Source organism: Bradyrhizobium sp. 44 (assembly GCF_023073095.1).
In the GTDB taxonomy this organism is placed as follows: Bacteria; Pseudomonadota; Alphaproteobacteria; order Rhizobiales; family Xanthobacteraceae; genus Bradyrhizobium.
Genome location: NZ_JADPIY010000029.1, coordinates 293,118 through 314,694, shown reverse-complemented (window position 1 = coordinate 314,694; position 21,577 = coordinate 293,118). Strand labels below are relative to the sequence as shown.

The following is a 21,577-nucleotide window of genomic DNA, read 5'->3' as shown; positions in this document are numbered from 1 at the left end:
CTCAAAGTTTCAGCCTGACGTCGCAAATATCCGGCTCGGTCGGATCCGGCTTCACCTCGAAGCCGAGCTGCCGGCACATTTCGAGCATCGTGGTGTTCTCCCTGAGAACATCACCGGAGATCGCTTTGAGCCCCTCCGATCTCGCGTAGTCGATGATCAGCTGCATCAGGGCCCATCCCAGCCCCTTGCCCTTGAGATCGGACCGCAGCAGGATCGCATATTCACCGCTCTCGTAGATCGAGTCCGAATGGAGTCGGACCACGCCGACCATCTCGCCGGTCGCCTCGTCGAACGCGATAAAGGCCATCGCGCGGGCGTAGTCGAGCTGGGTCAGGCGCGCGATGAACTCGTGTGTGAACTCCTTCATCGGCGCGAAGAAACGCAGGCGAAGGTCGTGCGCCGTGACATGACGCAGAAATGCGTGGATGGTCGGCTCGTCCTCCGGACGCAGCGGCCGTGCGAAGATCCGCCAGCCCTCTTTGAGCTTGAGGCGGCGCTCCCATTGCGACGGATAGGCCCGAACGGCGAAATTGGCGGCGCCGGAGCCGGCAAACTTCCGTTGCGGTGGCCCGACCGCGACGCGAGCGTCGACCGCGGTCACGCCGGTTTCGTCCGCCAGCAGCGGATTGATGTCGAATTCACGGATCCCGGGAATGTCGGCGGCCATCTGCGCCAGCTTGACCAGGACCATGGCGACCGCGTCGGGCTTCACCGCCGGCACGTCCCGGTAAGCGCGAAGCAGCCGTGACACGCGCGTGCGGTCGATCAGGTCGCGGGCCAGCTGCAGATCGAGCGGCGGCAACGCAAGCGCCTTGTCGTTGATGATCTCGACCGCGGTCCCGCCGCGGCCGAACACGACGACGGTGCCGAAGGTCGGATCGTCGGCGAGGCCCAAGATCAACTCGCGCGCCTTCGCCTTCACGACCATCGCCTGCACGATGACGCCCTCAATGCGGGCTTGCGGACGCAGCTTGCTTGCCCGGGCGAGAATGTCGATGGCGGCGGCGCGCACCGCCTCGATCGTCGTCAGATTGAGCACGACGCCGCCGACATCGGATTTGTGGACGATGTCGCGCGACATGATCTTCAGCACGACCGTGGCGCCTTGCGCAAGGATGTCTTTCGCGTAGGCCACCGCCTGCTCGACATCGGCCGCGGCGTATGTGGGCACCAGCGCGATATCGTACGCTTCGAGCAGGTGCTTGATCTCGACGGGCTCGAGCCATTGGCGGCCGTCTGCGATGGCAGCAGCTACGATCTGCTTCGCAGCCCGTGCGTCCGGCACGAAAGTCTCGGGCATCGCCGGTGGAACCTGGCTCAGCTCCTCCACGACTTCGCGGTGCCTCACGAGGTACATGAAGCCGCGCACGGCGTCATCCTCGGTGGGATAGTTCGGGATGCCCGCGCCGGACAGTGTTTCGATGATGTTCTGGTCTGCTCCGATCCACGAGGCGAGCACGGGCTTGGCCCAACTGCGGTGCTTCTCGCGATATGCCTTGACCCGTTCGGTCACCATCGTTGCGATATCGGCAGCCGAGGCGATCGCGGTCTGCACGTTGAGAACGAGGACCGCATCGTTGTCGGGATCGGCGAGCAACACCTCGAGCGCCGCCGCATAGCGCGACGCATCGGCGTCGCCCACGATGTCGACGGGATTTGCGCCGGACCAGGTCGGCGGCAGCGCGTCATCGAGTTTCTTGCGGGCGTCGGCCGAGATGGCTGCCGGAATGCCGCCGAGCTCGACCAATCGGTCAATGGCGAGGACGCCGATGCCGCCGCCATTGGTCAAGATGGCGAGGCGCTTTCCCGCCGGCGACTCGACGCGGCCGAGCGTCTCGGCGCAATCGAACAGCTCGCGCAGATCGGAGACCCGCAGGACGCCCGCGCGCCGGAACGCCGCGTCATAGACGGCGTCGGCGCCGGCGAGTGCACCGGTATGGGTGGCGGCCGCCTTCGCGCCCTGCGCCATTCGGCCGGACTTCACCACCACGACCGGCTTCACACGCGCCGCGGCTCGCGCGGCCGACATGAACTTGCGCGCGTCCTTGATGGCTTCGATATAGAGCAGAATCGCGCGGGTCTTGTGATCCATCGCAAAATGGTCGAGCAGATCGGCAACATCGACGTCGATTTGATCGCCGATCGAGACGATGCCGGAGAAGCCGACGCCGCGCTGCGCGGCCCAATCGACCATGCCGGCCGCGATCGCGCCTGATTGCGAGATCAGCGCGAGATTCCCCGACCCCGGCATGTGCGCGGCAAAACTGGCATTGAGGCTCACGCCGGGCATCATGATGCCCAGGCAGTTCGGCCCGATCAGCCGCATGCCGTATTTGCGGGCCGCAGCGATGGCGGCTTCCTGCAGGGACCCCGGTCCGTGACCGAGCCCGGCCGAGACGATCAGGGCGCCCGCCGAGCCGCGTCGCCCGGCTTGATCGACGATGCCGGGAACCGCGCGCGCCGGCGCGGTGATGATCACGAGCTCGGGTACGAACGGCAATTTGTCGAGGCTGTCCACGGCCGCGACGCCGCCGATCTCGGCATGGCGCGGATTGACGAGGCCGAACTGTCCCGAGAATCCAGCCTTCTGGATGTTCTCCAGAACGGCGCGTCCAACGGACACCGGGCGGGCGCTCGCACCGACGAGCGCGACCGAACGCGGCGACAGCAGGTTCTTCAGACGATAGGTTGACATGAAAGCAAATGCGCCCGGTCGGTGGCGGTTCCGATGGTTGACGATCAAGCCCGATAAACTGGCGACCCGCCTAGTATGAGAGCATAACCCAGCACGGTGGCTCGCCAATGACGGTCTTTGTCACACCGCCCCAAACGATCTCGTTCAGGCGCGAATGATGGTAAGCGCCCATCACGATTGCATCGATGGCATGGGAATTCGCCCAGCTTCCGAGCACCTTGCCAATCGAGCTGCCGCTGCCCGTCGTGGTTTCGAACGAGGCGTAGACCCCATGTTCCCTCAAATGATCGACCAGAGCCGTCCCGGATTGCACGATCGCGTCTGACTTGTCGTCCGCCACGGTCACGACGCGGACCAGGGCTGCTGCCTGAAGGATAGGCAGCGCGTCGCCGACCGCACGCGCCGCACGCGCGGAGTGATCCCAGGCGATCATGACGTTCTCGAATTCCGGTCGCAGTTCGTCCACATGCTGCTCCGGGCAAAGCAGCACTGGCCGCCCGGATTCGAACAGGAGCGTCTCGATGATGTGCTCGGTTCGGCTGTCGTGCTGCTTCACGGGGAGCAGCGTGAGATCGCTGAAGCGTCCGTGCTCGGCCAGCACTGAGGCGATCTGGTCTGCCGGCACCTTGGCCGACCGGCTTTGAGCGCGAATGCCGGTGCGGGAGGTTGCACGGGTGAACGCGCCCAGGAGATCCTGCGTGTCGCCCGCCCCAAGCGGCCCGTTTGCCTCGGCCGCATCGGAATCATCGGGGAGCATCACCTTCGGCCGCACGAAGACCTCCTCCTCGAGGGCAAGCGCGGTGATCCTGGCGCCGAGGTCGGCGGCAACGGCCACGCATTTCTCGATCGCAGCAAGGGCCGGGCCGCGTGGCTGGCCGACGAGCGGCAGAAAGACGTCCTTGATCGGCATCGGGATTCTCCTCAGGCGCCAGAATAGACTGGCTTTGGTCGGGACGCTTGATCCTCGTCAAGCCGGGAACTTCGACCGGCCGGAAGGAGACAGGCGTTGACCGAAGTCAAGGACTGGCCGCGATCTGCTTCTATGGATTACCCTGATCGCGGGGCGAGCCGCCTTCCGACGCATCTGGACGTACCAGCTGGAATGACCGACGATTCTGCGACCCAGGACCGGATCTTTGCGGCGCTCGCCAATTCCGCGGATCATCCAAACGTGAGGCGGATCGATACGCACGCCGCTTCGGTCTTCCTCGAAGGCAGACGCGCCCTGAAAATCAAGCGCGCCGTGAAATTTCCATTCCTCGATTATTCGACGCTCGAGAAGCGCAAGGCGGCGTGTGAGAAGGAGATCAGGATCAACCGGCCGCTGGCGCCGCAGATCTATCACCGCGTCGTGACGATCACGGAAGAGCCCGATGGATCGGTGAAGGTCGACGGAAGCGGCCGGCCGATCGAGTATGCGGTCGAGATGTTACGCTTCGACGAAAGCCGGACGCTGGATCATCTGGCCAAGGCCGGAGCGCTGGATGACACTTTTGCTTCGGCTGTCGCCGACGCGATCGCCGCTTCGCATGCGCAGGCTGTTCGCGCCAACGGCAACGCATGGGTTTCCTCCATCCCCGGCCTGATCGATGGCAACAGCAATGGCCTGCGGACCGGCAATCATTTCGAAGGCGAAGAGATCGCAGAACTCGGCAGAGACTCGCACGCGATGTTGGTCCGGCTCCGGCCTTTGCTCGAAGAGCGCGGCCGTCAAGGCTTCGTCCGCCGCTGCCATGGCGACCTGCATCTTGCGAACATCGTGTCGATCGACGAGAAGCCGGTGCTGTTCGACGCCATCGAATTCGATGCGCAGATGGCAACCACCGACGTGCTCTACGATCTCGCATTCGGATTGATGGATCTGTTGCACCACGATCAGGCACGCGCGGCCAACATCGTGCTGAACCGCTATCTCGCCGCGACTCCGGTCGAAAATCTCGACGCGCTCTCCGCACTGCCACTGTTCATGTCCATCCGGGCGGCGATCCGCGCCCAGGTCGCGCTGGCACGGCTGAAGCCGCCGCATTCCGATGATCCCAGCATTCTCGACGGGGCGCGGCGCTATTTTGGCCTAGCCCGCGCGCTGATCCAGCCGCCGGCTCCCCGGCTAATTGCAGTCGGCGGATTGTCAGGCACCGGAAAGACGATCTTGGCACGCACGCTCGCGCCGGAGGTTACGCCGCAGCCGGGCGCAGTCGTGCTGCGCAGCGACCTGGTCCGCAAGCAGATGTTCGGGGTCGAGGACACGGACGGGCTGCCGGCATCCGCATACACGCCGGAGGTTACCGCCCGCGTTTACGACATGTTGGCTGAGTACGCCGGGCGGGTGCTGGCGCAAGGCCATTCAGCGATCATCGACGGCGTGTTCGCCCGCGAGGACGAACGGGACGCCGTCGCCGCGCTGGCGCGCGAGCGCAACGTGCCGCTGAGCGGCCTGTTTCTGGTTGCGGACCTTGCGACCCGGCAGGCGCGGATCGGAGGCCGCCGGGGCGACGCATCCGACGCCACGCAAGAGGTTGCCGCGCTGCAAGAGCACTATAATATCGGCCATGTCGGTTGGGCGACCATCGACGCATCCGGGACGCAAGAGCAGACGCTCCAGAACTGCCGGGACGCGATCGCCGAGAGCAAGTAAGGCAATCTGCAAATGGCGCGACCCAGCACGAATTCGACGGCCGCGCGCGTCAAGCCTGCGGCGAAGCACGATGTCCTGCCCGGCCGCCTCAGCCCCGGCATGGTCTGCGACACCGCGTTCCGGATCATCGCCCGCCGTCACCTCGCCGCCGTTCTCGCCCAGCATGACGGCACCTGCCGCGGCGATCCCGAGGCACTGCACCAGATCCGGATTGCACTGACGCATCTGCGCACCGCCATCCGCTTCTTCTCGCCGATGGTCGATGATGCCCTTCGGCCGGAGGTCTGGATCGAACTGAAATGGTTGAACAGCCAACTCGGCATGGTCCGGGACCTCGACGTGGCAATCGAGCGGGTCATCGCCGAGAGTGGAGGCGAGTTGACCGTGATTGCCGAGCTCCAGCATTGGGACGAAAAGCGCGCCGAGAGCCACCGCCTGCTGACGCGCGCGCTGCAATCCGCGCGGTATCTCCGTCTCGTCGAGCAGACGTCAGCCTGGATCGAGAGCGGCCCCTGGTCGACCCGGCGCAGCAAGGAAGCTATCAGGCTACGCCGCTGCACGCTCGCCGACCACGCAACAGCGAAACTCGCGCAATGGGAAAAGACGCTGCTCAAGACAGCGCGCAAGCTCCGCAAGCTTGATGTCGAGAAACGGCACAAGCTGCGGCTTCTCAACAAGCGGCTGACCTATTCGATCGAGTCGCTCGAGGACCTGTTCGCCGACGAGTCGCTGACCAAGCAGAAGTCGATCCTCAAGCAATTGCGCAAGGCGCAAAAGTCCCTCGGACAACTGAACGACGATGCGCGAGGTCAGGCCTTGGCGGCGTCGTTGAACGAGGCCGTCCCCGAGGCGGGCATTCGCTTCCTCAATCGCAAGCGCGAAAAGAAACTGTTGCGGATCGCTTCGGACGCCTACCGGAAACTGGACAAGGCCAAGCCGTTCCGCTCCGCCGACCTTGCGCCGAATGCTGAGCCTGAGGACTAGGTGTGGACGTAGTCTCCCGGCGCGTCGGGCAGACCGTCAAGGTCTCCGCCTCCGATTTGCGGCGGATCGCAGGGCGCCCCGGAGTGTGCGGCCAGCCATTCGGCCCATTCCGGCCACCACGATCCCTCGACTTGCGGTGCCAGCTTCAGCCATTCGTCCGGGCCAACATAGCGCGCATCGGCGGCCTTGATCAGCACCTGATAGCTGTGGCCGGGCTCGTCCGGCGGCGCGACGACGCCGGCATTGTGGCCGCCGCTGGTCAACACAAAAGTCACGTCGGCATCGACCTGATAGTGGATCTTGTAGACCGATCGCCACGGCGCCACGTGATCGGCGAGCGTGCCGACCACGAACATCGGCGCATGGATATCGGAAAGCGAGACGCTCTTGTCCTCGACACGATAGCGGCCCTCGGCGAGATCGTTGCCCAGGAATAGCTTTCGCAGATACTCCGAATGCATGCGATAAGGCAGTCGCGTGGCGTCGGCGTTCCAAGCCATCAGGTCGCTCGGTGGCGCGCCCTCGCCCATCAGATAGTCGTGCGACAGCCGCGACCAGATCAGTTCGTTGGAGCGCAACAACTGGAACGCGCCGGCCATCTGCGTCGTGTCCAGATAGCCCCGCTGCCACATCAGGTCCTCGAGAAAGGCGACCTGGCTCTCGTTGACGAAAAGCGTCAGCTCGCCGGCCTCGGTGAAATCCGTCTGTGCGGCAAGCAGGGTGGTCGTGCACAGTCGCTTGTCGCCATCGCGTGCCATCGCAGCCCCAGCGATCGACAGCAATGTGCCACCCAGGCAGTAGCCGAGCGCATGGGTCTTCCGGCCCGGCAGGATCCGGCCGATCATGTCCAACGCCGCCATGACACCCAGCTTGCGATAGTCGTCGAAGGCAACATCCCGGTCTTTGGCATCCGGATTTCGCCAGGATATCGCGAATACGGTGAAGCCCTGGCCGGTCAGATACCTCACCAGAGAATTCTGCGGCGACAGATCGAGGATGTAGTACTTCATGATCCAGGCGGGCACGATCAGGATTGGCTCGGGTCGCACTTGAGCCGTCGTCGGATGGTACTGGATCAGCTCGATCAACGCATTGCGATAAACGACCTTGCCCGGCGAAGCCGCGACCGTTTTGCCGACGATGAACTGTTCGTCGCCCGCTGGCCTTGCGGCGGAGAGCAGGCGCATCAGGTCGCTGCACCAGTTCTGCCAGCCGAATACGAAATTCTCCCCGCCGCTCCGGAACGCCTTCTCCAGCACTTGCGGATTGGTCGCCGCGAAATTCGACGGCGCCAGCATGTCGAGCATCTGACGCATCGAGAATTCGACGACGGCTTCATTTGCATGCGACACGCCGCGTACGCCGGTCGTGGCATCGTGCCACCAGCGCTCTCTGAGCAGGAACGCCTGCGCAAGCAGATTGAACGGTGCGGCTTCCCACTGCGGCCCCCTGAAGCGACGATCCCGTCCCTGCGGTGCAATCACGGACCACGGCTTTTGCGACGTCGCATGCGCGGCGGCTTCCAGGAACTGGCCCATGTCGCGAAGGACATTGCGCGACATCTCCACCTGACGCTGCGGCGCGGCAGCCAGATGAGAGCTCCAATCGAGCCAGGCGAGCGACAAGGCCAGCGGCGAAATCCCGCCCGTCAACCGCGCCAGCATCGCATGAAACGCGCGATCGAGAGGGTATGGCTCCGATACAGGCAGGGGATCGGCGGCGACTGGCGTTCCAGCCGGCGTTTCGGGGCCGGTCGTAGAGGCTTCGGGCTCAGCAACAGGACTGACGGAGAGAACCTGCGCGGCCGGCCCTTCGGACCTTGGAAATATCTGCACGACGCTCATGGCTGAATGTTCCCGCCGGCTTCTTGGCTGCGTGGCAGCAGGATATGGCGAGGCTTGGGATGCGCGTTGAGCTGCATCAAATCCGGGCATCGGAAAGAGCCCCGCTTCACCCCTTGACCTGCGTCAAGCCGCAGCACGACGCGAGAGCTAGGTTTTGCGCATCGACATCGACAAGCCAGCGGAGTCTGCCATGCGCGCCCATCAGATCATGACCCGGTCGGTCATCTCGGTTACGCCCGACACCAGCATCGTCGAGGCGGCAAACATCATGCTGAAGCGGCATGTCAGCGGTCTCACGGTCGTGGACAATGCCGGCAAGCTGGTCGGCGTGGTCTCGGAAGGCGACTTCATCCGCCGCAGCGAAATCGGCACGGGACGCAAGCGCGGGCACTGGCTGCGGTTCATTCTCGGATCCGGCAAATCGGCCAGCGACTTCGTCCACGAGCACGGCCGCAAGGTCTCGGAGGTGATGACCTCTTCACCGGTGACCATCACCGAGGATACGGCGCTTGCCGAGATCGTCGATCTCATGGAGCGGAACAACGTGAAGCGTCTCCCGGTAATCCGCGGCGACAAAATCGTCGGCATCGTGTCGCGCGCGAACCTGCTCCAGGCGGTGGCGGACCTCGCCCGAGACGTACCCGACCCGACCGCGGACGACGATCACATTCGCAGCCGCATCATCGATACCATGGAGAAGAACGACTGGTGCCCGTTCGGGCTGAACGTCATCGTCCGCGACGGCATCGTTCATCTCAGCGGCGTCATCACCGAGGAGCGCGTGCGACAGGCCGCGGTCGTCGCAGCGGAGAACGTCAACGGCGTGAAGAAGGTGCACGACCATCTCTGCTGGGTCGACACCATGTCAGGAATATACCTGAACTCGCCCGAAGACGATGACCTCGCCAAGGCAAGCTGACCAAGGCAAGCTGACCGCGCACCGATCGCAGTTCAGCGCGGAATGACAGCGGTGGCTTCGATTTCGACGCGCGCCGTCTTCTCGACGAGGCGGACGACCTGAACCAGCGCCATCGCCGGGTAGTGCGCGCCGAAGATGGTGCGGTAGGCCTTGCCGAGCTCTTTCAGGTTCGTCAGGTACTCGTCCATGTCGACGACGTACCAGGTCAGGCGCACCAGATGCTCGGGCTGCGCGCCGGCCTCCGCGAGGATCGCGGCGATGTTGCCTAGGGTTTGGCGCACCTGCGCGACAAAACCCTCCGCGAGACGCTCCTCGGCATCCCAGCCGATGACACCGCCAGTGACGACGATGCGTCCCTCGGCGGCCATGCCGTTGGCATAGCCTTTCGGCACCGGCCAACCGGACGGTTGGAGCACCTGCGCCCTGGCGCGGGTTTCGTCTTCAGCTGCTGTCGGCAGCACCGCAAGCTGCGGGCTTTTCGGCGTCGTCACGGACAATTCTCTATCCTTCTCTCATTCCGCCGCGACGCCGGAGGACGTCACCGCGGTCTGCGCCAGTTGCCGCAGGGCAAAGCGCTTTAACTTGCCGGTCTCGGTCTTCGGTAGTTGCGTCACGAACTCGATCGCGCGCGGATATTTGTATGGCGCGATCTCGCGTTTGACATGCTCCTGCAACGCAGCCACGAGCTCGGCATCCGGCGTTACGCCCGGCGCGGCAACGACATACGCCTTCACGATCATGCCGCGCGCCTCGTCCGGCGCGCCGACGACCCCGCACTCGAGGACGGAGGGATGCGTGAGCAGCGCCGCCTCGACGTCCGTGCCAGCGATGTTGTAGCCGGCCGACACGATCATGTCGTCCGAGCGCGACTGATACCAGAAATAGCCGTCGCTATCCATCAGATAGGTGTCGCCGGTGATGTTCCAGCCGTTCTGGACGTATTTGCGCTGCCGCTCGTCGGCGAGATAGCGGCAACCTGTCGGCCCGCGTACCGCGAGCCTTCCCATCGTGCCCGGCGGAACGTCATTGCCAGAATCATCGACGATCTTCGCTTCATACCCCGGCACCGGCTTGCCCGTTGCACCGGGGCGGATCTCGTCCTCGGTCGCGCTGATGAAGATGTGCAGCAGCTCGGTCGAGCCGATGCCGTCCATCAGCTTGATGCCGGTCGCCTTCAGCCAGGCATCGAATGTCGGCTTGGGCAGCGTCTCTCCGGCGGACACGCATTTGCGAAGCGAGGAAATATCGCGGCCCGGAAGCTTGCCGATCATCGCCCGGTACGCGGTCGGCGCGGTGAAACAGACCGTGGTCTCGTACTGCTCGATCGCATTCAGAATGTCGTCGGGCGCCGTCTTCTCCAGAACGACGAACGAGGCGCCGATGTGCATTGGAAACAGCACGCCGCCGAAGCCGAACGTGAAGGCGAGCGGTGCCGAGCCGACGAAGCGATCCTTCTGCTCCGCGCGCAGGATGTTGCGCGCATAGCCATCGCAGACCGCCAGCATGTCACGGTGGAAATGCATGGTGCCCTTGGGATCGCCGGTCGTGCCCGACGTGAACGCAATCAGGCAGACGCCGTCGGAGGCGGTATCGACAGCCCTGAACTCCGGACTTGCATCCTCCATCAGCGCTTCGAGCGAGTCGCTGCCGCCGTTGCCCCAATAGACCACGCGCTCGAGGCCGGGGGCTGCGGCTTTCGCCTTCTCCATTTCGTCGGCGAGCTTGCCGTCGCAGAGCGCGAGCGTGATCTCGGCCTTCTGGATCGGATAGGACAGCTCCTTGGCACGCAACAGTGGCATCGTCGCGACGACGATGCCACCGGCCTTGATCACTGCCAGATAGGTCGCGACCATCATCGGATTGTTGGCCGAACGCAGCAGCACGCGTCCGCCGGTGACGAGACCAAGCTTGCCGACCAGCACATTGGCGATGCGGTTCACGACCGTTTGCAGCTCACGATAGGTGTAGCTGACGGCGGGGCTGATCACGCAAGGAGCGTCGCCATGTCCCTGCTCGACCCAGCGGTCAAGGAAATAGCTGACGCAGTTGAGGCGGGGCGGATACTGCAGTTCCGGTCGCGTGAAGATGAATTCCGGCCAGAGCTCGGCTGGCGGAAGGTGCTGCCGCGCGAACGTATCGACATGGGCTGTCGCGGCGTTATCGTCACGCGAGCCCGAGACTTGAACCTTGGCGGCGTTGGCCATCGCACGCTCCTTTCAGCATGGAAAGCACCCGGCAGCACTCACTCGGAAACATTTTAGGCTTAAAGCAATTTCGTGCAATAGCGGATTTTGGGCATCCCGTGCTTTTTCCGGCGGCAAATGGGATTGGTGGGCGCGTCAGCCGCGCACTAGGCCCGGCGGCGACCGGCCGATTTCTGCGCCGATGCCTTGGTCTTGGCGAGCAGCCGCATCAATTCGCGCACATCCTTCGGCGTCAGGTCGGCGAAAAGATCGGCGATCCAGGTCTCGTGTTCCGCGGCCATTCTGCGAAACTGGGCGCGACCGAGTTTGGTCAGCCGGATCACCTGGACGCGGCGGTCGGTCTCCGACGTGCGGCGGTCGAGATGACCGGATTCCACGAGGCGCTCGACGAGACCGGTGACGTTGCCGTTCGACACCATCATGCGCTTGGAGACGTCGGACAGCGTCATGCCGTCGGGTGCCTTGTCGAGCTGCGCCATCAGGTCGAAACGGGGCAATGTGACGTCGAAGCGCTGCCGCAACCGGCCACGGACCTCGCCCTCGATCAGCGTCGTGCAGGTCAAGAGGCGCAGCCACAGCCGAAGCTCTTCGGCGTGATCCTCCGGAGTTTCGACGGCCTTGGTCTCGGAATCGAGCATGTTGATGCAGTCACTCACGGCCTAGCATTGGCGCCCGGCACGGATTCCCAACATTTTGAGCTTCAAATAAATCGAAGCCGGCTGCAAGCCTAAAGCCGCAACAATCGATCGCATCCCGATTTCTTTAGGCTTCAAATAATTGGCGCGCCGCTTGCATGCGCCGCTGTCCGCAGATGACGACGCTTTGAGCTCGCTTGCCGCGGCAGCAATCATCGGCATAAACTTGGATTGGAGTAGCGGCTTGCAGCGCAAGTCCTGTTGTCACGGGGGACAGATCATGAAGACGCAAATGACGTTGGCCGCAGCCGCCTGGCTGCTTGGCACCGCGGTGAGCCCTTCCCTCGCCCAGGAGAAAATCAAGCTGGGTGTGATCGTGACCCTGTCGGGACCCGCCGCCGCGCTCGGCCAACAGGTTCGCGACGGCTTTGCGCTCGGAATGAAGGATCTCGGCGGCAAGATGGGCGGCCGCGATGTCGAGGTCGTCGTGGTCGACGACGAATTGAAGCCCGACGCAGCGGTTACCAAGGTCAAGGGCCTTCTGGAGCGCGACAAGGTCGACTTCGTGGTCGGCCCGATCTTCTCCAACATCCTCCAGGCGATCCACCGGCCGGTCACGGAATCGAAAACCTTCCTGATCAGCCCCAATGCCGGCCCGTCCACTTTTGCCGGCAAGGATTGCAACCCCTTCTTCTATGTGACCTCGTATCAGAACGATCAGGTGCACGAAATCCTCGGCAAGGTCGCGCAGGATCGCGGATACAAGCGCATGTATCTGATGGTGCCGAATTATCAGGCCGGCAAGGACTCGGTGGCGGGCTTCAAGCTCGACTACAAGGGCGAGATCGTCGAAGAATCCTACATGCCGCTCAACACGCTGGACTTCCAGCCGGAGCTTTCCAAGATTTCATCGCAGAAGCCGGATGCGCTCTTCACGTTCATGCCCGGCGGCCTCGGGGTCAATCTCGTCAAGCAATACCGGCAGGCTGGCCTTGCCGACAGCATTCCGGTGCTCTCGGCTTTCACGGTGGATGAATCGACGTTGCCGGCGCAGCAGGACGCGGCCGTCGGCATGTTCGGCGGCGCGAACTGGGCGCCCAATCTCGACAATCCCCAGAACAAGAAGTTCGTCGCCGCCTACGAGGCCGCCTATAACGGCGTGCCCGGTACCTACGCCTTTCAGGCGTATGATGCCGCGATGCTGATCGACAGCGCCGTCAAGGCCGTGAAGGGCGACCTCTCCAACAAGGACGCGGTCGCGGCCGCTCTGAAAAAGGCCGACTTCACCTCGCTGCGCGGCGCCTTCAAGTTCAACACCAACGGTTATCCGATCCAGGATTTCTACCTGACCAAGGTCGCCAAGCGCGCGGACGGCAAGTTCCAGACCGAGATCGTCCAGAAAGTCTTTGAGAATTACGGCGACCGCTACGCCAAGGACTGCAAGGCGGCGAACTAAGCCGCACGTCGCGTCGAGGGAGGATCACGATGAAAAGCGAAATCACCGGCATCACACGGGCCAATGAGGGGATCCAGGGCATCTCCTGGAACATCCTCGGCCAGACCTATGTCCCGAAGAGCAACACGGAGCACAGCTTCTCCTGGCATGCGACGCTGCCGCCGGGCACGTTCGTGCCGCCGCACATTCATCCGGACCAGGATGAATATCTCTACATGCTGGAGGGCAAGCTCGATTTCATGCTCGGCAATTCCGAGTCGCAGGCGACCGCGGGCGACCTGATCCGGCTCGGCATGGGCGTGCCGCATGGCATCTTCAACAAATCGGATCAGACCGCGAAGGTGTTGTTCTGGGTGTCACCGACCCGCAAGCTGTTCGACCTGTTCTGGGGCCTTCACAACATGAAGGAACAGAAGCCCGAGGACGTGGTGGCGATGGCCGCCGAGTTCAACATCCACTTCCTGCCGCCGCCTCCCGGCGGCTAGCAGCGCATCTTAAGCCCGCACCGCCGCAAGTCCCGGCACTGCGGCGAAGCCGGCCTTGGTGGCATAGCCGCGCACGATCGCCTCGCGCTGGGAATAGCTCAGCACGTTGTCGACATTGTCGAAACCATCAGGCGCGAGCTGCTCGACGGCGTCGATGACGCCCTCGGGGCCGCCGCGCCGGTTGGAGCGGACGATATCTGCGGTCATGGGCAGGCGCTTCTTCTCGTATTCAAGCAACGCCTGGCGCGGATGCTCGGCGCGCACCAGCGCGTCGGCGAGGCAGCGCGCGTCGAGGATGGCCTGCGAAGCGCCGTTGGAGCCAACCGGATACATCGGATGCGCGGCATCGCCGAGCAGCGTCACTCTGCCGGACGACCAATAGGGCAACGGATCGCGGTCGCAGGTCGGATATTCGTAGAACTCGGGCGTGGCCGAGATCAGGCTCTTCACGTCGACGTAAGGCACCGAAAAGCGCGCCACATGCGGCATCAGCTCCTCGCGACGGCCCGGCCGCGACCAGTCTTCCTTCCGCGGCGGCGGCGCGTTGCCCTCGCCGACCCTCACCAGCACCGCCCAATTGGTGAGACGGCTCGCCGGGCTCGATCCCTCCGCGATGGGATAGATCACCACCTTGGCGTTGAGCCCGCCGGCGACGATCATCGACTTGCCGGTAAGGAATAGCGGCCAATCCCGCGCACCGCGCCACAGCATCAGGCCGTTCCAGCACGGCGGCCCCTCGCTCGGGAACAGCGTGTCACGGACCCGCGAATGGATGCCGTCGGCACCAATCAGGATGTCGCCGCGCGCGGTATGGATGTGCGCGCCTGAGCGGTCGAAGAAGTACGCGGTGACGCCGCCCTCGTCCTGCGTGAAGGCACCGAGGCGGGAGCCGGTGTGGATGGCCTCCGGCCCGAGCCGCTCCTCGACGGCCCGATGGATGACGCCTTGAAGGCGACCGCGGTGGATCGAGAATTGCGGCACATCGTGGCCGGCGTCGATGCCGCGGGCCTCGCGCCAGACTTCCTGGCCGTGACGATTGAGGTAATAGAGCTGGTCGGTGCGGATCGCGACATCGTCAAGCTGCTGCAGCAGACCGAGGCCTGCCAGCTCACGCATGGCATGGGGCAGCGTGTTGATGCCGACACCAAGCTCGCGGATGGTGTCGGACTGCTCGAAGATCTCGCAAGCGAGGCCCCGCGAGCGCAGCATCAATGCGGTGGTGAGACCACCGATACCGCCGCCGACGATAATCGCCTTCATCGCCCTCACTCCACTCGGTACACACCAGGCAATGCGGCCAAAGTCGCACGGGCGGTCACTCGGCCGCAAGCGGCTTTGTCGCCTCCGCCTTGAGCTCGGCCCGGGTCTTGGGCTTAGCCTTAATTCTCAGCTCCTCGAGATCCTGCCGGTCGCGCACGCTGTTGCGGAAAATCTGATCTTTTCCGGGAAGATATTGCGGCGGGCAGAACGCGTCGCCCGCTCCGTACCAGGCCGCCGCCCTCATGGTGAAGGAGGGATCGACCAGATGCGGCCGCCCGAGCGCGACGAGGTCAGCCCGGCCGGCAGCCAGGATGGTGTTGGCCTGGTCCGCCGTCGTGATGTTGCCGACGCACATCGTGGCCACGCGCGCCTCATTGCGGACCTGGTCGGAGAACGGGGTCTGGAACATGCGGCCATAGATCGGCTGCGCATCGCGCACTGTCTGCCCGGTCGAGACGTCGACGAGATCGACGCCCGCCTCGGCAAAAGCCCGCGCGATCGCCACTGCGTCGTCGCCGCCGATGCCACCCTCGGCCCAGTCGGTCGCGGAAATGCGCACAGACATCGGCTTGTGCGACGGCCATATGGCCCGCAGCGCCTCGAAGATTTCGAGCGGGAAGCGCAGGCGGTTTTCGAGCGAGCCGCCATACTCATCCGCGCGTCTATTCGTCAGCGGCGAGATGAAGCTCGCAAGCAGATAGCCGTGGGCGCAGTGCAGTTCGAGCATGTCGAAGCCACAGCGTTCGCCGCGCTCGGCCGCCGCGACGAAAGCGTCCTTCACTGCATTCATGCCGACGCGATCGAGCTCGCGCGGAACCTGGCTGTCGGGGAAATAGGGCAGCGGCGACGCCGAAAACACCTCCCAGCCGCCCTCCTCGAGCGGACGGTCCATGCCGTCCCACATCAGCTTGGTCGCGCCCTTGCGCCCGGCGTGGCCCAACTGCAGGCAGATTTTTGCGGCTGAATTGGTATGTACGAAATCAACGATGCGCCGCCATGCAGCCTCCTGCTCGTCATTCCACAGTCCTGCGCAGCCCGGCGTGATCCGCGCCTCACGGCTGACGCAGACCATCTCGCTGAAGATCAGGCCGGCGCCGCCGATCGCGCGCGATCCGTAATGCACCAGATGGAAATCGGTCGGCACGCCCTCCTTCGCCGAATACATGCACATCGGCGACACCACGGCGCGATTGGCGATCTCCATCTCACGCAGCCGGAAGGGCTGGAACAGCGGCACCATCGGCTTCTCGGTGTCGACTTCGAAACCGCTGTCACGAACACGCTTGGCAAACGATCTTTCGACCTCCGCCACGAAGTCAGGAGCGCGAAGCTTCAGATTATCGTAGGTGATCGCCTTCGAGCGCGTCATCACGCCGAAGGCAAACTGCACGGGATCGAAATCCCAGAAGCGGTCGACATGCTCGAACCAGACCAGCGAGACGTCCGCGGCGTGCTGCGTCTTCTCGACCTCCTCACGCCGCCCGTGCTCATAGACGTCCAGCGCCGCCTTGATGCTGGGCGCCTTCTCCATCGCCTCTGCCAGCGCAATCGCATCTTCCATCGCAAGCTTGGTGCCCGAGCCGATCGAGAAATGCGCGCTCGCCTTGGCGTCGCCGAGCAGAACCATGTTGTCCTTGACCCAGCGCTTGCTGCGGATCATCGGGAAGTTGCGCCACGTCGAACGATTGGTGAGCAGTTGATGCCCATCGAGGAACCAGCCGAAGATCTCGGCCATTCGCGCAGCCGACTGGGTCTCGTTCAGCCCCGTCAGCCCGGCGCGTTCGAACGTCTCCGGATCGGTCTCGAAAATCCAGGTCGAGTGCCCGGCTTCATATTGATAGGCATGGGCGATGAACGGTCCCCACTCCGTCTCCTGGAAGATGAAGGTGAAGGCATCCAGCGGCCTGGTCGAACCCATCCAGGCGAACTTGTTGGCACGGAGATCGAGTTCCGGCGCGAAATGATCGACATATTTGTCGCGGAAGCGGCTGTTGATGCCGTCCGCGACCAGGATCAGATCGGCGTCGGCGAAGCGGGTCTCGTCCTCGACGTCTGCTTCGAAATTCAGGACGACGCCCAGCTCGCGCGCGCGCGCCTGCAGGATCAGGAGCAGCTTCTGCCGCGAGCAGCCACAAAAGCCGTTGCCACCGACCCGATGGACCGTTCCGCGGAAGTGCACGGCGATGTCATCCCAGTAGGCGAATTCCTGGGTGATGCGGCGATAGCTCGGAAGGTCGTGCTTCTCGAAATTATCGAGCGTGGCGTCCGAGAACACCACGCCGAAGCCGAAGGTGTCGTCGGCGCGGTTGCGCTCGTACACCGCGATCTCGGCGCTCGGCCGCTGCTTCTTCAGCAGGATTGCAGCGTAGAGACCCGCAGGTCCGCCACCGATGATCGCGACTTTCATGGGAGCCTCGCCAATTCAACCCGGCGAAACTATTTTAAGCCTAAAATAATCTCGCGCAAGTCCCCATTGCGGCAGGCTGCCGGCAAAGCCGGGCCTAGTCGCCCCTGAAGACCGGCTTGACCTTGTTGGCAAAGGCCTCGAAGGCCCGTTCGAAATCGGCCGTTGTCATGCACAGCGCTTGAGCAACGGCCTCCGCCTCGATCGCCTCCTCCACCGACATCGCCCATTCCATGGCCAGCATCCGCTTGGTCATGGTGTTGGCGAAGGTCGGTCCCTCAGCAATCTGCTTGGCCAGTAGCTGTGCCTGGGGCAGCACCTGCTCCGACGTGACGATGCGGCTGAAGAAGCCCCAGCGCTCGCCCTCCTCCGCGGTCATGAACCGGCCGGTGTAGAGCAACTCGGAAGCGCGGGACTGTCCGATGATCCGCGGCAGGATCGCGCAGGCGCCCATGTCACAACCGGCAAGGCCGACCTTGTTGAAGAGGAAGGCGACCTTGGCCCCGCTCGCCGCAAGCCGCATGTCCGACGCCATGGCGATGATCGCGCCCGCGCCGGCGCAAATGCCTTCAACCGCAGCAACGATCGGCTGCGGACAGGCCCGCATCGCCTTGACGAGGTCGCCGGTCATCCGCGTAAACGCCGTCAGCCCCTTGGTGTCCATCTTCACGAGCGGCCCGATGATCTCGAACACGTCGCCGCCGGACGAAAAATTGGCACCAGCGCCGGTCACGACGAGGGACTTGACCGCATCGTCGAACGCGCAGGCGCGAAAGAAATCGGTGAGTTCGCGATAGCTCTCGAAGGTCAGCGGATTCTTCCGTTCCGGGCGATTGAGCGTCACGGTTGCAACACCATCGACGACGGCCAGCAGGAAGTGCTGCGGCGAATAGTCCGCAAGCGGTAAGGTCACGGGATTGGCTGGTCTGCTCATACGATCTCCTTGGCTTTCTTGTTCCGTGCCGGTGCCATGTGCGCTAAATCTCACCACCGGCAACAGCGATCGCCTGCCCGGTGATTGCGCCGGCGCCCTCGCCGCACAGCCAGAGCACGGTATCCGCGACCTGCTGAGGAGAGATCAATCGTCCCTGTGGATTATGCTTTGCGAGCTCGGCAATGGCCTGCTCGCGGCTCCGCCTCGTCTTTTTCATGATGTTCTCGATGCTGCCGGCGACCAGATCGGTGTCGGTGAAACCGGGACACACCGCGTTGACGGTCACATTGCTGCCGGCCATCTCGAGCGCAAGGGAACGCACGAGACCGACCACAGCATGCTTGGCTGCAGTGTACGCGCTGACATAGGCATATCCCTTGAGCCCCGCCGTCGACGCGATCGCGACGATACGGCCATAGGGCCGATCCTTCATCCCGGGCAGCACAGCGCTGACAGCATGGACCACGCCCATGAAATTGACGTCCATCATGCGCGCGAACAGGGCGCTGTCGGATTTGGAGAACGGCGCGGACTCGGCACTTCCCGCGTTGGCGATCAGGATATCGATCGGCTGCCGTGCACTCGCTTGAGCGATGGCGACCTTCAATGAGGTTTCGTCCGAGACATCGGCGACGGCCGCAAAATGTGCTGCCCCTGCGCTGACAGCCTCTTCAAGCGTCGCAGCGTTCCGCCCAAGGACGGTCACGGTGGCACCGCCCCCGACGAGCGCTGCTGCGATGGCGCGACCGATGCCGCGACCGCCACCGGTCACCAGCGCGTGCGGCGAATGCGGTAATCCGGACATGCGCTGGCTTCCTTGCATTCTGCTGATCGCTCTTCTCGATATATTTTAACCTTCAAACTTTTGCAAACAAAGCTCGACTCCACCCCGTGAACCGTCGCAACGGAGAAGACGGCCTGAAAATTGCTTTAAGTATAAAATTATCTCTTCCCATCCCTCACAGGCCTGTTAGCATCGAAGGGCCAAGCAAAAGGATGTCGCGTGTCGCAGCCTGCGCCAAAGATAACAAAGGACGGCCGCTTCTCCTATGAAGCAGCGGGCGATCCGGGCGGGACACCTCTGATTTTCCTGCATGGCATCGGCGGTGCGGCACGGGCCTGGCGGCAGCAGCTTGCGACGTTCGGCGACCGCTTTCACGCGATTGCATGGGACATGCCGGGCTATGGCAGCTCGGCGCCGCTCGCCACCGTCAGCATCGCTGCCCTGGCGGATGCGCTGCAGCGATTCATCGAGCAGCTTGGGGCGAGCAAGCCAATTCTGGTCGGACATTCCATCGGCGGCATGATCGTCCAGAAATGGCTGGTGCAATCCCCAAAACTGGCGCGCGCGGTCGTGCTGGCGCAGACCAGCCCGGCGTTCGGCAAGGCCGACGGCGATTGGCAGAAATCGTTTATCGCCGCCCGGCTCGGGCCGCTCGATCGCGGCGAAACGATGAAGTCGCTGGCTCCCTCTCTGGTGAAGGAGCTGGTGGGCGACGATCCTGATCCCAGGGGAATGGAGCTTGCACGCGAGTGCATGGCAAGTGTGCCCGAGGCGAGCTATCGCGCCATGATGCTGGCCTTGATCGGCTTCGACCAACGCAGCACCCTCAAGGATATTTCCATCCCGACGCTTCTGCTGTCCGGCTCCAAGGACAACAACGCGCCAGCCCCAATGATGGCGAAGACGGCGACCTACATTCCTTCCGCGGAATATGTCGAGCTCGACGCTGTCGGCCATCTCGCCAACCTCGAACGCCCCGATGCCTTTAACGAGGCGCTCGGCCGATTCCTGAATTCTGTCGCGACGAAAACGTAGGATGACTGCGCAATGACCATGCAAGTCAGCAAGACCATCGGCGCGAGTGACAAGGTCGCGCTGGATGCGCCGATCTTCGATCCTGTCGCATTCCGACTGAGCGACGAGCAGGCCGGCATCATCGCGCGGGCGCGCGAGATCGGCCAGAGCGTGTTCGCCGGCCGCGCCGCGACTTACGACCGCGAGGCGATCTTCCCGTCTGAGAATTATCGCGACCTGCATCGCGTCGGCCTGCTCGGTATTGCCGTACCCAAGAAGCATGGCGGGCTCGGCGCGAATTATCAAACCTACGCACTGGCGGCAGCCGAAATCGGCCGCTATTGCGGCGCGACTGCGCTCACCTGGAACATGCACGTCTGCTCGACGCTGTGGTCCGGTCCGCTCGCCGACGATCTCGACATGGATGCTGAAACCCGCGCCGAGCACGAGCAGCGGCGTGCAGTCCACTACAAGCGCATCGTCGAGCATGGCGCGATCTATTCGCAGCCTTTTTCGGAAGGCGGTGCAGCTGCGGCAGGCGGTGTTGCTTTCGGCACGGAAGCGCGGCCGGTCGAGGGCGGCTGGATCGTCAACGGCAAGAAGATCTTTGCATCACTCTCCGGCCATGCGGACTATTACGGCGTTCTCTGCACGGAGATCGAGGAAGGCGAGAAGGCTTCGCGCCGCAATACGCTTTACCTCGCCATTCCTGCGAAATCGGAAGGCGTTTCGGTCGTCGGCGACTGGGATCCGCTCGGCATGCGCGGGACGGTCTCGCGCACGCTGCTGTTCAAGGACGTGTTCGTGCCGGCAGATTCGGCGCTGATGCCGCGCAGCGTCTATTTCCAGGCCGCGATGCGCTGGCCGCACATGTTCCTGACGCTGTCGCCAACCTATATGGGCCTTGCGCAAGCCGCCTATGACTTCACCGTGCGGTATCTGCGCGGCGAAGTACCGGGCATGCCGCCGGTCAAGCGCAGGATGTATCCGACCAAGCAAATTGCGGTCGCGCAGATGCAGATCAAGCTCGAGCAGATCAAGGCGATCTGGTTCCAGGCCGTCACCGAAGCGCGCGCCAATCCGAGCAAGGAGCAGGTGCTTCGCGCTTATGCCGCACAATATTCGGTGATGGAGGGTGCCAATGAGCTCGCTGCGCTCGCGATCCGCACCTGCGGCGGACAGGCCATGCTGCGCTCGCTGCCGCTGGAGCGCATCTATCGCGATAGCCGCTGCGGCTCGCTGATGTTGCCCTGGACAGCCGAGCTCTGCCTCGACCGGATCGGGCGCGAGGCGCTGTACGAGGCCGGCGAAACGGACGACTAAC

The 21,577-nt window shown here is 63.7% G+C and carries 17 protein-coding genes; 7 read left to right on the top strand and 10 right to left on the bottom strand.

The genetic code is table 11. The features are described from left to right. Position 1: 1 nt before the first annotated feature. A complete protein-coding gene (locus IVB41_RS27260; protein WP_247437017.1) occupies positions 2–2,695 on the bottom strand; it encodes a bifunctional acetate--CoA ligase family protein/GNAT family N-acetyltransferase in 2,694 nt (897 codons plus the stop codon). A gap of 70 nt (positions 2,696–2,765) precedes the next feature. Beyond that, a complete protein-coding gene (locus IVB41_RS27255) occupies positions 2,766–3,605 on the bottom strand; it encodes a universal stress protein (RefSeq protein ID WP_247437015.1) in 840 nt (279 codons plus the stop codon). A gap of 192 nt (positions 3,606–3,797) precedes the next feature. Here IVB41_RS27255 and IVB41_RS27250 point away from each other — a divergent pair, with 192 nt between their 5' ends. Both IVB41_RS27250 and IVB41_RS27245 read left to right on the top strand, forming a co-directional pair. Next, positions 3,798–5,330 carry a bifunctional aminoglycoside phosphotransferase/ATP-binding protein gene (locus tag IVB41_RS27250; RefSeq protein ID WP_247437013.1) on the top strand — a complete coding sequence of 511 codons (1,533 nt, stop codon included), beginning with the start codon at positions 3,798–3,800 and terminating at the stop codon, positions 5,328–5,330. A 12-nt stretch (positions 5,331–5,342) separates the two neighbouring features. Then, on the top strand, positions 5,343–6,314 hold the full coding sequence (locus IVB41_RS27245; RefSeq protein ID WP_247437011.1) for a CHAD domain-containing protein: 972 nt from the start codon (positions 5,343–5,345) through the stop codon (positions 6,312–6,314). Here the strand turns inward: IVB41_RS27245 and IVB41_RS27240 are convergent. After that, the gene (locus IVB41_RS27240) at positions 6,311–8,158 is read right to left on the bottom strand and encodes an alpha/beta hydrolase (RefSeq protein WP_247437009.1); all 1,848 of its coding nucleotides are present in this window, start codon (positions 8,156–8,158) and stop codon (positions 6,311–6,313) included. The genes IVB41_RS27245 and IVB41_RS27240 overlap by 4 nt on opposite strands. Positions 8,159–8,348: 190 nt before the next feature. On the opposite strand from IVB41_RS27240, the gene IVB41_RS27235 reads away from it, so the two are divergent. Continuing rightward, the gene (locus IVB41_RS27235) at positions 8,349–9,077 is read left to right on the top strand and encodes a CBS domain-containing protein (RefSeq protein WP_247437007.1); all 729 of its coding nucleotides are present in this window, start codon (positions 8,349–8,351) and stop codon (positions 9,075–9,077) included. Positions 9,078–9,109: 32 nt separating this feature from the next. Here IVB41_RS27235 and IVB41_RS27230 read toward each other — a convergent pair whose 3' ends face one another. The 3 genes from IVB41_RS27230 to IVB41_RS27220 form a co-directional block, all read right to left on the bottom strand. Then, on the bottom strand, positions 9,110–9,568 hold the full coding sequence (locus IVB41_RS27230; protein ID WP_027566698.1) for a RidA family protein: 459 nt from the start codon (positions 9,566–9,568) through the stop codon (positions 9,110–9,112). Between the two features lie 21 nt (positions 9,569–9,589). Next, positions 9,590–11,281 (bottom strand): benzoate-CoA ligase family protein, encoded by a 1,692-nt coding sequence (locus IVB41_RS27225; RefSeq protein ID WP_247437005.1) that lies wholly within the window; start codon positions 11,279–11,281, stop codon positions 9,590–9,592. Positions 11,282–11,427: 146 nt separating this feature from the next. Further along, positions 11,428–11,919, bottom strand: a complete 492-nt coding sequence (locus IVB41_RS27220) for a MarR family winged helix-turn-helix transcriptional regulator (RefSeq protein ID WP_247438170.1) — start codon at positions 11,917–11,919, stop codon at positions 11,428–11,430. A gap of 277 nt (positions 11,920–12,196) precedes the next feature. Between IVB41_RS27220 and IVB41_RS27215 the strand changes: the two genes are divergently transcribed. Together IVB41_RS27215 and IVB41_RS27210 are read left to right on the top strand one after the other, a co-directional pair. Beyond that, a complete protein-coding gene (locus IVB41_RS27215) occupies positions 12,197–13,372 on the top strand; it encodes an ABC transporter substrate-binding protein (protein ID WP_027566695.1) in 1,176 nt (391 codons plus the stop codon). A 29-nt stretch (positions 13,373–13,401) separates the two neighbouring features. Then, positions 13,402–13,857 carry a cupin domain-containing protein gene (locus IVB41_RS27210; RefSeq protein ID WP_027566694.1) on the top strand — a complete coding sequence of 152 codons (456 nt, stop codon included), beginning with the start codon at positions 13,402–13,404 and terminating at the stop codon, positions 13,855–13,857. 9 nt (positions 13,858–13,866) lie between these two features. Here the strand turns inward: IVB41_RS27210 and IVB41_RS27205 are convergent, their stop codons facing one another. The 4 genes from IVB41_RS27205 to IVB41_RS27190 form a co-directional block, all read right to left on the bottom strand. Then, positions 13,867–15,117, bottom strand: a complete 1,251-nt coding sequence (locus IVB41_RS27205; protein ID WP_247437003.1) for a flavin-dependent oxidoreductase — start codon at positions 15,115–15,117, stop codon at positions 13,867–13,869. 55 nt (positions 15,118–15,172) lie between these two features. After that, entirely contained in the window at positions 15,173–17,524 is a 2,352-nt protein-coding gene (locus tag IVB41_RS27200) for a bifunctional salicylyl-CoA 5-hydroxylase/oxidoreductase (protein ID WP_247436993.1), read from the bottom strand. A gap of 94 nt (positions 17,525–17,618) precedes the next feature. Continuing rightward, entirely contained in the window at positions 17,619–18,455 is an 837-nt protein-coding gene (locus tag IVB41_RS27195) for an enoyl-CoA hydratase family protein (RefSeq protein ID WP_247436974.1), read from the bottom strand. Positions 18,456–18,498: 43 nt separating this feature from the next. Continuing rightward, positions 18,499–19,260, bottom strand: coding sequence for an SDR family NAD(P)-dependent oxidoreductase (locus IVB41_RS27190; protein WP_247436953.1), 762 nt, complete (start codon positions 19,258–19,260; stop codon positions 18,499–18,501). 198 nt (positions 19,261–19,458) lie between these two features. Here IVB41_RS27190 and IVB41_RS27185 point away from each other — a divergent pair, with 198 nt between their 5' ends. After that, complete coding sequence (locus IVB41_RS27185; protein WP_247436950.1) at positions 19,459–20,274, top strand: alpha/beta fold hydrolase; 816 nt, start codon at positions 19,459–19,461, stop codon at positions 20,272–20,274. 12 nt (positions 20,275–20,286) lie between these two features. Then, positions 20,287–21,576: an acyl-CoA dehydrogenase family protein gene (locus IVB41_RS27180; protein WP_247436946.1), complete on the top strand. Its 1,290-nt coding sequence runs from the start codon at positions 20,287–20,289 to the stop codon at positions 21,574–21,576. The last annotated feature ends 1 nt before the right edge of the window (position 21,577 follow it).

Bases quoted from the DNA above. Each gene is read 5' to 3' on its own strand.
- IVB41_RS27260 (WP_247437017.1), bottom strand. From the start codon at position 2,695: ATGTCAACCTATCGTCTGAAGAACCTGCTGTCGCCGCGTTCGGTCGCG.
- IVB41_RS27255 (WP_247437015.1), bottom strand. From the start codon at position 3,605: ATGCCGATCAAGGACGTCTTTCTGCCGCTCGTCGGCCAGCCACGCGGC.
- IVB41_RS27250 (WP_247437013.1), top strand. From the start codon at position 3,798: ATGACCGACGATTCTGCGACCCAGGACCGGATCTTTGCGGCGCTCGCC.
- IVB41_RS27245 (WP_247437011.1), top strand. From the start codon at position 5,343: ATGGCGCGACCCAGCACGAATTCGACGGCCGCGCGCGTCAAGCCTGCG.
- IVB41_RS27240 (WP_247437009.1), bottom strand. From the start codon at position 8,158: ATGAGCGTCGTGCAGATATTTCCAAGGTCCGAAGGGCCGGCCGCGCAG.
- IVB41_RS27235 (WP_247437007.1), top strand. From the start codon at position 8,349: ATGCGCGCCCATCAGATCATGACCCGGTCGGTCATCTCGGTTACGCCC.
- IVB41_RS27225 (WP_247437005.1), bottom strand. From the start codon at position 11,281: ATGGCCAACGCCGCCAAGGTTCAAGTCTCGGGCTCGCGTGACGATAAC.
- IVB41_RS27220 (WP_247438170.1), bottom strand. From the start codon at position 11,919: ATGCTCGATTCCGAGACCAAGGCCGTCGAAACTCCGGAGGATCACGCC.
- IVB41_RS27215 (WP_027566695.1), top strand. From the start codon at position 12,197: ATGAAGACGCAAATGACGTTGGCCGCAGCCGCCTGGCTGCTTGGCACC.
- IVB41_RS27210 (WP_027566694.1), top strand. From the start codon at position 13,402: ATGAAAAGCGAAATCACCGGCATCACACGGGCCAATGAGGGGATCCAG.
- IVB41_RS27205 (WP_247437003.1), bottom strand. From the start codon at position 15,117: ATGAAGGCGATTATCGTCGGCGGCGGTATCGGTGGTCTCACCACCGCA.
- IVB41_RS27200 (WP_247436993.1), bottom strand. From the start codon at position 17,524: ATGAAAGTCGCGATCATCGGTGGCGGACCTGCGGGTCTCTACGCTGCA.
- IVB41_RS27195 (WP_247436974.1), bottom strand. From the start codon at position 18,455: ATGAGCAGACCAGCCAATCCCGTGACCTTACCGCTTGCGGACTATTCG.
- IVB41_RS27190 (WP_247436953.1), bottom strand. From the start codon at position 19,260: ATGTCCGGATTACCGCATTCGCCGCACGCGCTGGTGACCGGTGGCGGT.
- IVB41_RS27180 (WP_247436946.1), top strand. From the start codon at position 20,287: ATGACCATGCAAGTCAGCAAGACCATCGGCGCGAGTGACAAGGTCGCG.